This window comes from Thermoplasma sp. (assembly GCF_008709555.1).
Taxonomy (GTDB): domain Archaea; phylum Thermoplasmatota; class Thermoplasmata; order Thermoplasmatales; family Thermoplasmataceae; genus Thermoplasma.
In genome coordinates this window covers 60,006-73,045 of sequence record NZ_VYIJ01000001.1, presented here as the reverse complement: position 1 = coordinate 73,045, position 13,040 = coordinate 60,006, and the positions used below count along the sequence as shown (strand labels likewise).

The following is a 13,040-nucleotide window of genomic DNA, read 5'->3' as shown; positions in this document are numbered from 1 at the left end:
AATTTTTGCAATTGCATGGTAATAATTTCATTTTTATAGTAAAAATACTTTTTTAATAGCATCGTCCGCAACCGGATATCCTATGAAATCCATATATTTAACCACAGTCTGCATGTCATATTTCAGCTGAAAATTATAGCTGCTTATGCTATTACGCACCGCCCTCTTACCACATCTCGTTGCCCTTGATAGCATATCTATAACGTCAGACCTGATCTCCACATTCTGATCCGCATATGCCCTTAACAGATTATTCATGTCCTTATCGGCAGATCGATTCGATGATACCGCTATGCCGCAGCAAGGAAAGCTATCCATGAGTTCTGAAAAATCGTATACCATTTTGCCGCCTATCAATGATGCATAGGGTTCCCATATTGCAATATACCTGAAATCGCCATTCTGGAAATTTTTTCTCGCCCTTATGGGATCGCTGAACACAGTTATCTTCACGTCTCGACGCTTCTTCTGAAATTCCCTGGCAAGAAGCATCATTGAGGTCGATTCGCTCGTTGCCACCAGGTCGTTTGCAGCTGATTGATTTTCAAATATGCCGGAACCGCCGGATGCCACCGGCGCGACTATGACGATCTCATGGCTGGAAAGGGCAAACAGTGTTTCCGTGAATATTGGTGCAAGGCCGAATTCAAGGGTGCCTGATGCGAGATCCTGCAGTATCTCGGTTGCCTCGTCATAGAATCTCACACTTATCTTAAGGCCCTTTTTTTCGCCATAGTCCATGGCTACGCTGAGGAATTTTGCATACTCCGTGGATCTGAGGCAGCCTATCCTTATCATCCCCGGATCACGGTATGGGAAATACTCCCTGAGCCAGACCCTTTTCGATCGCCCAGCCGTTTCCTGCCGGACTATCAATCCTTCAGATTCCAGCTTCGACAGTGTCTCCGAGGCCGTGGACTTAGAAAAACCCATCAATTCCTCTATCTCGTACTGGTCCATGCCCACGGATTGCCTCTTCTTCAGCTCCCGGATGATCAGGTCTCTGAGGGACATTACTGTATGCCGAGGTTTATCTGCGTCTCTATGAACTGCCAGAGAGCATGCTCGAGCTCGAATGACCAGAGCGACTCTGGAACCTCGATGAAGGCTACCACCGGCGTTATGAAGAACGCTTCAATCGCGGCAACGCCCAGATCCTGAAGCCACTTGCCAAGGCCAATCTGGATGCGGAAATCAGACGGCGATCCGGATATTATTATGGTGAAGGCGCGATCCATGCCCAAGATCGTCCGAAAGATACCACCTTTCTTCGCCTGTATGAGATACCCATCTGGGTGCTGGTTGGACTGCGTGATAAAATTCTCCTCCTTGAAGTAATCCTCTATGGTCTTTGCGAGTTTTGCAAGATCCACCTTCTTTCCTTTGTACTCTCTAATCGCATATTTCATATCCAGGTTAACAGAAGCATGGCATATAACCATTCTCACATCTCCGGTTTACTGGTAATCCAAATTACCAGTAAGCTTATATACTGGTAAACCATATTGAATTATGGTTGAAAAGGAAAAGAGGGATGAGGAAGAAACAAAGAAAATAACCATATCGGTCAAGGGCATCAGGGATGATGTCTACAGAAACGTGAGCGAGCTTGCGAAGCACACCGGAAAGACCATAGGCGAGATCACCAACGATGCCTACAGGACATTCCTTGGGACAGTAGAGGGGGTAAGAAACATATCCCAGAGCTTCATCGAGGGCGCAAAGGGTGCACTACCGAGATACATAGACAACTTCAAGAAGCTAGAGATCACAGCGGACGATCTTAAGGATCTGGGACAGAAGGTTGCCTTCAGGAACATAGACGAGCTGATCTTCCGCAATATCACGGATGAGGAATTCTCGAAATACGTTGCCTTCATCGACGGCGTGAAGATCCTCAGGATACCAAAAACGGTTAAAAAGACCACCGTCATAAAGATATCAACGTTTGTGGATGAGATCGTACAGGAGTAATCCTACCTTCTTTTTTTGAATTTCACATAATCCTATATAGTCGTTTATGATCATAATCGCTGTTCATGAGAGTATCCAATAAACTGGGGGATCTGGCCTCAAAGGTCTACGAGAATGTTCTTCTGGATGAGGTAAAGAAGTATCCCAGACCGCGCCATATCGGAATAATAACCGATGGCAACAGGAGGTACGCCAGGAATGTGGGTATCTCTGAAAATGAAGGTCATGTAAAGGGAAAGGAGAAGGTTGAGGAGGTCGTGGACTGGTGCATGGAACTCGATATACGTATCGTAACGTTCTACGCCTTCTCAACCGAGAACTTCCACAGAAATGCTGAGGAGGTCGATTTCCTTTTTCATCTCATAGATAACGCCTTCAAATCCCTTCTCAGAGATGAACGTGTCTACAAAAACAAGATAAACGTCAGGGTGATAGGGAACCTGTCCATACTTCCTGCCTATCTGAGGCAGACCATACACGTCGTCGAGGAGACCACGAGGAATTTCAGCAATTACCAGCTAAATCTCGCCATTGGCTATGGCGGCAGGGAGGAGATCCTTGATGCCATAAAGAGAATAACTAAGGATGCCATGGCCGGTAAGATCAATATAGACGAACTGGATGAGAACAAGTTCAGGGCCTACCTGTATGACGGGAGGATACCGGATCCGGATCTCATACTGAGGACAAGCGGTGAGGAGAGAATATCCAACTTCCTTCTATGGCAGAGTGCCTATTCCGAGCTATATTTTTCTGATGTATACTGGCCTGAATTCTCGAAGCTTGACTTTCTCAGGGCGATATACTCGTACCAGAGGAGGCAGAGGAGGTTCGGGAGGTAGTGTATGTTTATCGCCATTGACGATACCGATTCTCCTGACCGTATGTGCACAACCTACCTGGTAATGCGGATGATAGAGGAGTCGAAACTGGATCTCATAGGTAATCCATACCTTGTGAGACTCAACCCGAACATAAGGTTCAAGACGCGGGGGAACGGAGCAGTCGTGTTGAGGCTGGGCCACGGTAGGGGAATATCGCAGAAGATAGGAGAGGTGCATGGTAAACCCGTGATGTCCTATGAAGAAGAAAGCGGAACCGTTGACACTTTCGATCTCATGGAGATAGCGAAGAACCTGGTGGAAGAGTATGCGGTGGCGGACTACCCCAGCACACATCCCGGGATCGTGATCTCGGATCACAGGCTGGATACATCCTTCTACCGCAGGGCTCTTGAGGAGGAAATACCAGTTTCAGAAGCTGAAAGGTTCATAACGAATTCCGGTGCGTCCTTTTACAAAATGAAGGAGGGGCATGGAATAGTGGGGTCGGCTGCTGCCCTCGCATGGCCATCTGAAAGATACACGTATGAGATCCTGGAATACAGGTATCCGGTACCCGTTCCCATGGATAAAGAAAAGGAGATGAGGCTGGCGTCCATGGCCGACGGTTTTGAGGGGACGTTCAACAACGTTGACCTAAGGAATGAGTATGCCGCCATCTTTCCCCATCCAAAGACGCCGGTGATCTACGGTATAAGAGGTTTCAACCAGCATTCGCTTATGGAAGCCTCGGATGCTATAAACGAGGCTGGAGAGATTGAACATGATGGTCGCATAGTATTCAGGACGAATCAGGCGACCGACGACCATATAATAAAGGATCCAGACAGGATCGAAGAACTTCATTCCTATGCACTCAGGGGATACGTGGTTTCCGACCCAATATCGGTGCCCGGCGGGCATTACTTCCTGAAATTCTCCTACAGGGATAGATACCTGACTGCGGCCGCCTTCGAGCCAACGAAGGAATTCCGTTCCGTTTTCTCAAAGCTGAAGAACGGCGACCTAGTCACCTTCTATGGTTCGTACGTGAACGGGAACCTGAACGTGGAGAAGATGATTGTGCATTCCGTGGCAAGGGTATACCGCATGGAGAATCCGGTCTGCTCATCATGCAGCATCCGTACGGTATCAAAGGGACGCAATGACTTTAGATGCCCGAGATGCGGGAAGAGGTACAGATCCAGGGACTTCGTGGAGGTTCTGAGAAACATAACTCCTGGCAGATACGATGTTCCTGTTGTTGCAAGGAGACACCTATCCATGCCCTTTGAAATCGAAGAACGATTCATGAAAGGATCAGTGCCTGATCAGATTGAAGAGTAGCCCGACCTTTCTGGCGAGATCGCCATCAATATCTTCCCTGTCGCCGATCACGATCGAACCGGCCATATCGACACGGAAATCCGAAAGGGCCTCATCTATGAGACCGCGGCCTGGTTTCCTGCAGGAGCATCCCTCATCCGGCCGATGAGGACAGAAATAGGTCGCGCTAACAAAAACACCACGATGTTTCAGGCTATCGACAACGGCCTGATTGAAATTCCTGAACTCGTCAAGCGAAAAGTACCCGCGTCCGATACCGGATTGATTCGTCACTATGATTATGCGATAACCCTTATCCTGGTAGGATCTGAGCAGATCCACGGTATCCTCGTAGATATGGAGATCCTCAGGCCTATGGCAGTAGGGGCAATCCCTGTTTATGGTACCATCTCTGTCAACGAACACTGTTTTGAGCAACTGCCCGTCCTTCTGATGGATTATCTTCATTGACTCATCCTCTTCACTCCAACATTGCTTGGAATCATTCGATATGGCCGACAGGCGAATACGAATTCGCTAACCGTCTCATTTTGATGCATAATGAGGATATATCGTTTTTTATTGTGTTTTATCTCTTAACATCACGACGTATTGGTCCACCGTTCCGACCAACAATACGCAGATGCCTCAGGAAGGCCAAATAGGCTGCAACCATCAGGACTGAAACCGTAATGATCGTTTGATAATTATTCCTGATGAAGTGGGCAATGATGACCTCTGATGATAACCTGTGCATCTTCAGAAAGACCGTATCATTACCGGAAACATAGATCGTGGTGCGGTTATCGCTGTATCCGTGCTTGAGAAGTGTTATGATGTTCTTTCCGTACGGTAAGTATAAGGTTAAATTGTTACCAGAAGCATAAAAAGTGGAATTTCCGATCACTATTGTGAAAGAATAAACGTTAGATTCTATTGCTATCCTGTAATATATCTCTGTGAGATCTAGGTTCAGTGTCAAATTAGAGTCAACTATGATGCGTTCATCTAATGGATAATAACCTGGTCTGGAGATGGACAGATAATAGATCCCTGCTGGTTCCAGAACACTAATGTTCTGACCGTATCTGGTCATGTTTCCAAAGACGATCTTGGCCGGCCTATCCATACTTATATTGACCATGAATTCAAGTCTGCTGAACGTTATGTTAATTATTAATGATGGGGACTTGATATTGATCGTATCACCGTAAATTTCAGAATAGTCCGACACATTCTTCGCTCTCACAGCATAGAACCCGAATGGTACCTTAATCATGGATCCGGAATGTACGATGTACTGAGACGAGTTGAACTGCAGTGAAAATGATCCATTATAGCCTAGGGCATTGATCTCGATTCTAGAATAAGGCCTGTAATACATCATATACAGTGTGGTGTTGGAAAGCAGATCGATGGTCTCATTGAAATCGGTTCTCAGGTACGTCGAGTTAAGGCCTCTTACCGTGTAAACCCCGGAATCCAGTGAGACATTCGTCGCCGCTGACACAGTGTACATCGTATCATTGATCATGACTTCTTGAGGAATGGCCGATCCATTGATGATTATGGATATACTGTAAACCGCATGCTTAAAATTCAGGAATATTGTCATGTTGCTTCCGCTGACTTTTATATTCTGAGATAGGCAATCATATCCAGGGGGTGGATAGGCCACGAGAACATAGGTGCCGTTTGGCAGCGATACGCTATTCGAGGAGCATGGTTCTTGATCTATTGATACGTTGAACCCTGATTTCAGGTTTGATATGAACGAGATCGTGTAAAGCGCCCTAGAGATATAAATATTTAATGCGGTGCCAGTGCCGTTCACAACAAAGCTTCTCTGCATGTGAACATGATATCCATTCATTCCTCCTGCAACAACGCTATAGGTGCCGTTTGGCAGAGCCAGCACCGTGTCATTATGTAATATGGTGTATTGTGAACCATCCAGGCTGATGTTTATGGGATATATCTGCATACCATATACCGCGATATTAACGTCGTATCGATCGAATACGGGGAGCAAAGTTATGTTCTGAGACTGTAATTGAATATAATTCATCATCGATCTATTGTACATCATCCTTATCATAATGGACGTAAGATTACCGGTCGAGTTTATCAAGAAGGTTTCATTACAGTATGCAAGAGGATCGACCTCTACGGTTATATTCCTCCAGATAGATAAATTATCTTCTGATATGAATTGCATACTGATGTTATTTATCGAGGAGTACGATGAAGCATCAAAAAGCATAAGTTCGAAATACAGTCTGTGGAACGGGATGATGTAATGATAGATCCAATGCATCAGGACGTTGACATGATCCTCAACCAATATCATTCTGTACTGGTCTGAGAAAATCATCCCAGATCCACTCGCCTTGTAATATATCTGATATTCGCCCGGCGATACATCAAGACCGAGGTCAACCGTGATCTCTTCAGGAGAATTTACTCGCAGATCGTTTATGGACAGATTGAAAATATGTATGATTGATGTATTGTTTACCAGGTATACCTCAATTGATGCTTCGGCGACGTTTGCATATGTTGACTCCAGAGTGATATTTATCGTTTCATTTACGCCAGTGTAAAGCAGATATGGCAAGCTGATGCTTACCTGCGGTAGAGTTACCGAACCCACGAATTTGTGCATTTGATCGCCCATATCTGGAAATGGATCGCATGAAAAGTACTCCGTTCTGTTGTATATATCGATCTCATAGTTTCCATCGTATTGCATCGTTCCATTGAACAACCAAACCGGTACAATGTGCACCGATGCCGAGTGATAAACCGAATTCGCAATATCGCATGCAGTGGTATTAATCCCTATCTCCTCTCCGTCTGCATAATAAACCTGGCCGCTGTAATTATAGGTGCGGTCATCCAACATGTAAGTGATATTCACCGCCGAGTAATAGTAGGCTTCAGACATGAAACTGATGAACGGTATTTGCGTTATGTTCGTCATCCAGGATCCGCTGCTTACTATGTAAGCCTTAGAATGGTACAGGTATATGCCGGTGGCCTCTGGACTCAGAAGGCCATCATTTAGATACAGTGGTATTCCGTTCAATTCGAATTCAGAAGCAACACTGTACAACGTGCTATTTTTCAGGTACAGATCAAAATGATCCGGTCCAAAAAGGTAATATGTATCGTTGGCTATGGCAAGAACATTTATACCATAGACCTCCAGATCGCTCTCATTACTGTCCACGTATATCTCTGGAACTGGATCGGTTGAAGGATAGTCGAGAAGGATGGTGAAGTTTGATGTTATAATATTTTTCGATCCGTTTAAGTGCAGATATTGGGATTCATTTTCATCCTCCACATATAATGCGGCCGGATTGCTCGTATTTGCGTATTCATATTCAACCGATATATCAAGCTTGTAAGCATAACCATTGGCCTCTGCCTCACTGCTCAGATCCGCCTTTCCTCCTGGCTGATAGCTGTCATTATAATATCTATATGTTGTGTAATTGAATTCTTTTGACGTCGACTGACCGGAAATATAGGAACTGATCAAATATACGGATGAATGTGAAGCTGCTAGCGACCCATTATAGCCCTTGAAAAGTGTTGAATTCTCGGATCTAAAAATTGATGAATTTAGGGATATGGACCCATTACCTTCTATGGTGGAATTCTTAAGCAACAACAATCCTCCCATAACCTCAATCTGAGTATCGTTTAGGATCAAGGTTGAGTTCTGTATGCTCATGTTCCCGAAGATGGCAATGGATCTACCGAATAGAAAGAAAACTTCGTTTATTATATTGAGAGATTCATTATGCTGTATTGTCATGTTTCCATACCAGTAGTAGTCGGAGTGGGTCTCTGGATCTCCCATATTGATCGAGTGCGCATTGGAGGCCGTTATTGAATAGCATGACAGCAGAAGGAGCAAAACTATGAGTATGCCGGGCGTTCTGCACATATGCGCCGATGTGCGCAATACATTTATGATTTTACTTATATTTTATTAATGTGAAAAAGGTTTACATATAGTTAAAGTTGCAACATACTGAACAGCCCTCATACGAGATCTGTTCTTCATCCTGTTATTTATGTTTCTTCAATCTATCCGCCAAAAAAGACCACATCATAATTACAGACCTCTCATAAAATTACAGATAAAAAAAGATATTACTGCCTTCACGATGATTACCCATGGGTTTTATAGAGGAAGTCCGGACCTTTCTCGGCGATTACGTCATAACGAGAAAGGAGGATCTCATCCCGTACATGAACGATGCTTCATATTTCACTGGCGAGATGCCCGATGCCGTGCTGCTTCCAGGATCCGCCGAAGACGTTCAGAGGATAATGAGGCTGGCCTATAAGTACGAGGTTCCAGTCGTCGTCAAGGGCGGTGGGTCATCGCTGACCGGATCATCTATACTCAAGGGCCACGGCGTCGTGATATCCATGTTGAGGATGAACAGGATAATCGATGTAAACCTCAACGACAAGTGCGTCATAGTGGAGCCTGGCGTTAGACTTGACGACCTGGAGCGCTTCCTAGATGGATACGGACACTTCTATCCACCTGATCCTGCAAGTTCGAGATCCGCCACGGTGGGCGGTTCAATATCTACAAATGCTGGTGGCCTTCGGGGCGTTGCCTATGGTGTTACCAAGGACTGGGTGCTCGGCCTCGATGTGGTATTGGCAGATGGTACGCTTGTCAAGTTCGGGAACAGGACGCTTAAGAGATCGGCGGGCTACGATATGACCGCGCTGATGATAGGGTCAGAGGGTACCTTGGGCGTAATAACGAAGGCCTACCTCAAGATATGGCCGAAGCCAGAACGCATAGCAAGGATACTTGCGTTCTTCCGTACAATCGATGATGCCGGGAAGGCCATATCGGAGATAAAGGAGCACACCATCCCGGAAATGGCCGAATTCATGGATAAGATATCGCTTGATTCCGTACCAGAAGCAATAACGTATCCTGATGGTACGAATTACGCACTCATCGTCGATGCATCCGGACCCGTGGAGACCCTACAGAGACGTAAGGATCAGATCGAGAGCATACTAAAGAGATATGCAATAGAAACGTGGAGCACGACGGATGAGAAAGAGATGAACAGGATATATCTCGCAAGAAAAGGACTCTATGCATCAATACTCAGGCTGAGGAAGAATGAGAATGAGTACATAGTAATAGGGGATATAGTCGTCCCGGTCTCCGAACTGCCATCGACCCTCAAGGAGATAGAGAAGGCAAGGGACGGCGATGGTGTAAGGTCGGCTCTCTTCGGACACATAGGGGATGGCAACATACACGCTAACATATTCGCAGACCTTTCGGATGAAGAGGCCATGGCGAGGGTCAACAGGTTCATGATGGACATGGCCATGATCGCTGTCAAGCACGGAGGAAGCGTCTCCGCGGAACATGGGATCGGCATCGAGAAGAGGAAGCTCCTGATAGAGGAGATGCGGTACAACGACAACATGCGCACACTCGACCTCATGAAGTCCATCAAACACCTGTTCGATCCGAAGAACATACTGAACAGAGGTAATATCTTTGAACAGGATGCAGGATCTGATAGCTGAAGCTGGCAAATGCATAAACTGCGGCTTTTGCGAGTCTGTATGCCCAACACTTCCGGCCGCTGACTTCGTTTCCTCAAAGGGCGCAAGAGGTCGCGTCGATATTGCGAAATTCCTTTACAGGTACGATGAGATCGATCCTTCTCCTTCGTTCTATTCATGCGTTGACTGTTATGCATGCCTGAGCGTGTGCCCTGCAGGCGTGAACGCCGGGAAGGTCAGCGAGATCGGTAGAATGATCTTAGCGAAAAATGGGAAGGCACCGGAGATAGCAAAGATGATCGTTGAATTTACCATGAGGTTCCGCAATCCGCTGGGTGTGAGGGAGAGGTGCGCAGACTGGGCGTCTGGCATGGAATTCGGATCCATGGAGACGCTGTTCTACACGGGCAACATGTACCAGCTGATGGCCTATCTCCGCAAGTTCGGAAAGATAAGAAGGATATTCGGGCATTACGATGAGAGCCTGGCCTCGTTCATGAGGAGACACCCATCGTTCACGGTCATGTTCCGTGACCTCTACGATAGAGATATGATGGAGAGGATGAACAGGTACTTGAGGAACATTGTGGAACTTCTAAGGAGGAATGGCATTGATTTTGGGTACCTGGGAAAGGAAGAGCCGTATCCAGGCACCTTCATATACGACCTTGGCTTCGAGAGGGAGTTCAGGGAATACGCGGAGTACGTTTCCGAGATCTTCAGATCTCACGGCGTGCGCAGGATAATAACCATAGATCCGCACACCTATGAGATACTCAAATACATATACCCAAAATACGTAGACTTCGAGTTCGAAGTCGTGTACTACATGGATCTGATAGAGACTGTTAAGGTACCGGACAGATACGCGGTGCATGCACCATGCCACTTCTCGAGGTACTTCGACTTCAACGGCTACGTTTCGAAGGTCTTCGATGTGAATATTGAGGAGAATCCAACGAGATGCTGTGGTGGACCGGATGAACTGCTCTTTCCTGAGATATCGGATAGGATATCGCTGAGGCGGTTCGAGGAGCTCAAGTCATCCGGCCTCCCCATCGTAACCGCATGCCCGATATGCTATGCAAACCTTGCAAAGGACGACAGCGTGATCGACATATCAGAGGTGCTTCTCCGGTCCAGCGGATCGAGGTGAGCCGGTCGATGACCATGGCCCGTGCATGGATGATCGGACGCGCGGATATACCGAAAATATGATGCTGCCTGGACTCTTCCATAATATACTTTATTATGACCTTTGATCATATCATGGCGGTGATGTTTTGGACGAAGATCGCGTGAGGAAGCAGGAAGCCCTCATCAAAAGCATCCTCTACAGGAACCTCATGGAGGATTACACCCCTTTCCCACTGGACAAGAAACTGGCCGTGAAATGGGCCAACGGAATGAATATACCTAAGGGTGGAAGAGTGATATTATACACTTCATACATGTACCAGATGGCTTCCGTTTTCAAATCCTACGAGAAGTACGTACCTACCCTTGGATCGCTGGGAAAGTCAAGGATCCTCGCATCCATAGGATCGCGATTGATAAAACCAAAGGACGAGGATATAGATCGATCGGTAAGGATACTTCAGAATGTGTACAGGATGGTATCCAGGGTCAAGGCAGATGTGGGGTATCTGTATGAGGATGAGCCGTACAGCGGATCGCTTCTTTACGAGCTTGGCTTCCTTGACGAGTTCAAGGAATACGGCAAGAAGGTTCTTGGATTCTTCAGGGATAGGGGCGTCGAGGAGATAATAACGGTGGATCCCCACACCACAAATACCCTCACGAACCTGAAGAAATACATAAACTTCGATATACCGTTCCACAGCTATCTATCCATCATAGGAACGGTGAAGGGCAAGGGAAAGTTCGTCATGCACGATTCATGCCTATATTCAAGGTTCCTGGATATGTACGATACCATCAGGGATAAGATGAAGTCGGCCGGTGTCGATCTTGTAGAGGATCCCACAGTAACCGGTAAAGGTGTCGGATTCTGCTGTGGTGGCCCTGTGGGACCATTAAATGCCGATCTAAGCGACAGCATAGCAAAGGCCCGGGCTGCATCCCTTAAGTCCGTGTATGAGGACGTGCTGGTAGCGTGCCCCCTATGCTACGTCAACCTCGAACCGTACTGCAGCATAAAGGACATAGCTGAGGTGATAGAATGAACTGGGTGGATCTCATATCAACGGTATCCGGCGGCAATTACATGGAGGTAGAGAGGATATTAAAGGAGTATCCGTACATAGCTGAACTCGCGGATCATCTGAGGGACCAGAAGATGAAGGTGATTGAAAACCTGGATTCATACGTAAGCATGACTATCAAGAACGTCGAGCGCCTTGGCGGACATGCCTACCTGGCGAAGGACAAGGACGATGCCAGGAAGATCGCGGGCGAGATCGTTGGAGAGGACAAAATCGTCGTGTTCTCCAAGACAAACGTGGCCTACGAGATCGGCCTAAGGGAGTACCTTGAATCCAGGCACAACGAGGTGTGGGAAACGGATCTTGGCGAGTACCTAATACAGATATCGAAGGGATGGCCTACGCATATAGTGGCGCCCGCACTGGGCATGACGAGGGAGGATGCGGCAAAGGCTGTGAAGAAGATCGACCCGAGCATCGATGAGAACTCGAAGATAGAGGACGTCGTCGCCGCAGTCAGGAAGTTCCTCATGTCAAAGTATGTCAAGGCAGACATAGGGATAACTGGGGCGAATGCCGTGGCAGCGGACTCCGGCGCGATAGCTCTCGTGGAGAACGAGGGCAACATAAGGATAGACACCGTGATGCCGCAGACCCATATATCAATAACAGGCATCGACAAGATCGTTCCGACGCTCAGGGATGCCATGGACGAGGTTATGGTTCAGTCAGCCTACGCAGGATTGTTTCCGCCTACATATATAAACGTAACAGCCGGCCCGAGCTCAACCGCCGATATCGAACTGAAACGCGTTTCGCCTGCAACAGGACCGAAGAACTTCCACCTCATACTTATGGATGATGGGAGGATGGATGCCAGCAGGGACGAGGAGCTGAAGGAGGCCCTTCTCTGCATCAAATGCGGTCGCTGCTACTTCTCATGTCCCATATACCGTGTGCTTGGAAAGGACTGGGTGTCAACAAAGTCACCATACAACGGGCCTACGGGCGTGATGTGGAACTACATAACCAACAAAGATCCATGGCCTGCATCCTACTGCGTTCATTCCGGAGGCTGCAAGGAGGTCTGTCCAATGAGGATAAACATACCAGAGGTCATAAAATACATAAAATATATCGGGTCTAAATCCATATGACCCGTATTTTTAGACTCCTCAACTCT

The 13,040-nt window shown here is 46.9% G+C and carries 11 protein-coding genes; 7 read left to right on the top strand and 4 right to left on the bottom strand.

Annotated features, from left to right (window positions below):
* Positions 1 to 33 precede the first annotated feature (33 nt).
* Positions 34 to 1,014: a MarR family transcriptional regulator gene (locus F6Q11_RS00370; RefSeq protein WP_297025726.1), complete on the bottom strand. Its 981-nt coding sequence runs from the start codon at positions 1,012 to 1,014 to the stop codon at positions 34 to 36.
* Positions 1,014 to 1,409, bottom strand: a complete 396-nt coding sequence (locus F6Q11_RS00365) for a hypothetical protein (protein ID WP_297025725.1) — start codon at positions 1,407 to 1,409, stop codon at positions 1,014 to 1,016. Before F6Q11_RS00365 ends, F6Q11_RS00370 begins: the two co-directional genes overlap by 1 nt.
* A 103-nt stretch (positions 1,410 to 1,512) precedes the next feature.
* Here F6Q11_RS00365 and F6Q11_RS00360 point away from each other — a divergent pair, with 103 nt between their 5' ends.
* From F6Q11_RS00360 to F6Q11_RS00350, 3 genes are all read left to right on the top strand, one after another.
* Positions 1,513 to 1,974: a hypothetical protein gene (locus F6Q11_RS00360; protein ID WP_297025724.1), complete on the top strand. Its 462-nt coding sequence runs from the start codon at positions 1,513 to 1,515 to the stop codon at positions 1,972 to 1,974.
* A 65-nt stretch (positions 1,975 to 2,039) separates the two neighbouring features.
* The gene (uppS, locus tag F6Q11_RS00355; RefSeq protein WP_297025723.1) at positions 2,040 to 2,816 is read left to right on the top strand and encodes a polyprenyl diphosphate synthase; all 777 of its coding nucleotides are present in this window, start codon (positions 2,040 to 2,042) and stop codon (positions 2,814 to 2,816) included.
* Between the two features lie 3 nt (positions 2,817 to 2,819).
* Entirely contained in the window at positions 2,820 to 4,142 is a 1,323-nt protein-coding gene (locus F6Q11_RS00350; RefSeq protein WP_297025722.1) for a tRNA(Ile)(2)-agmatinylcytidine synthase, read from the top strand.
* Here the strand turns inward: F6Q11_RS00350 and F6Q11_RS00345 are convergent.
* Both F6Q11_RS00345 and F6Q11_RS00340 read right to left on the bottom strand, forming a co-directional pair.
* A complete protein-coding gene (locus F6Q11_RS00345) occupies positions 4,116 to 4,589 on the bottom strand; it encodes an HAD family hydrolase (RefSeq protein ID WP_297025721.1) in 474 nt (157 codons plus the stop codon). The genes F6Q11_RS00350 and F6Q11_RS00345 overlap by 27 nt on opposite strands.
* Positions 4,590 to 4,710: 121 nt before the next feature.
* On the bottom strand, positions 4,711 to 8,079 hold the full coding sequence (locus F6Q11_RS00340) for a hypothetical protein (RefSeq protein WP_297025720.1): 3,369 nt from the start codon (positions 8,077 to 8,079) through the stop codon (positions 4,711 to 4,713).
* 233 nt (positions 8,080 to 8,312) lie between these two features.
* On the opposite strand from F6Q11_RS00340, the gene F6Q11_RS00335 reads away from it, so the two are divergent.
* The 4 genes from F6Q11_RS00335 to F6Q11_RS00320 all read left to right on the top strand — a co-directional run bounded on the left by F6Q11_RS00335 (position 8,313) and on the right by F6Q11_RS00320 (position 13,014).
* Entirely contained in the window at positions 8,313 to 9,713 is a 1,401-nt protein-coding gene (locus F6Q11_RS00335) for an FAD-binding oxidoreductase (RefSeq protein ID WP_297025719.1), read from the top strand.
* The gene (locus tag F6Q11_RS00330) at positions 9,694 to 10,848 is read left to right on the top strand and encodes a (Fe-S)-binding protein (protein ID WP_297025828.1); all 1,155 of its coding nucleotides are present in this window, start codon (positions 9,694 to 9,696) and stop codon (positions 10,846 to 10,848) included. Before F6Q11_RS00335 ends, F6Q11_RS00330 begins: the two co-directional genes overlap by 20 nt.
* Before the next feature lie 127 nt (positions 10,849 to 10,975).
* Complete coding sequence (locus F6Q11_RS00325; RefSeq protein ID WP_297025718.1) at positions 10,976 to 11,878, top strand: (Fe-S)-binding protein; 903 nt, start codon at positions 10,976 to 10,978, stop codon at positions 11,876 to 11,878.
* Complete coding sequence (locus tag F6Q11_RS00320; protein WP_297025717.1) at positions 11,875 to 13,014, top strand: LUD domain-containing protein; 1,140 nt, start codon at positions 11,875 to 11,877, stop codon at positions 13,012 to 13,014. The genes F6Q11_RS00325 and F6Q11_RS00320 overlap by 4 nt, the downstream gene beginning before the upstream one ends.
* Positions 13,015 to 13,040: the final 26 nt, after the last annotated feature.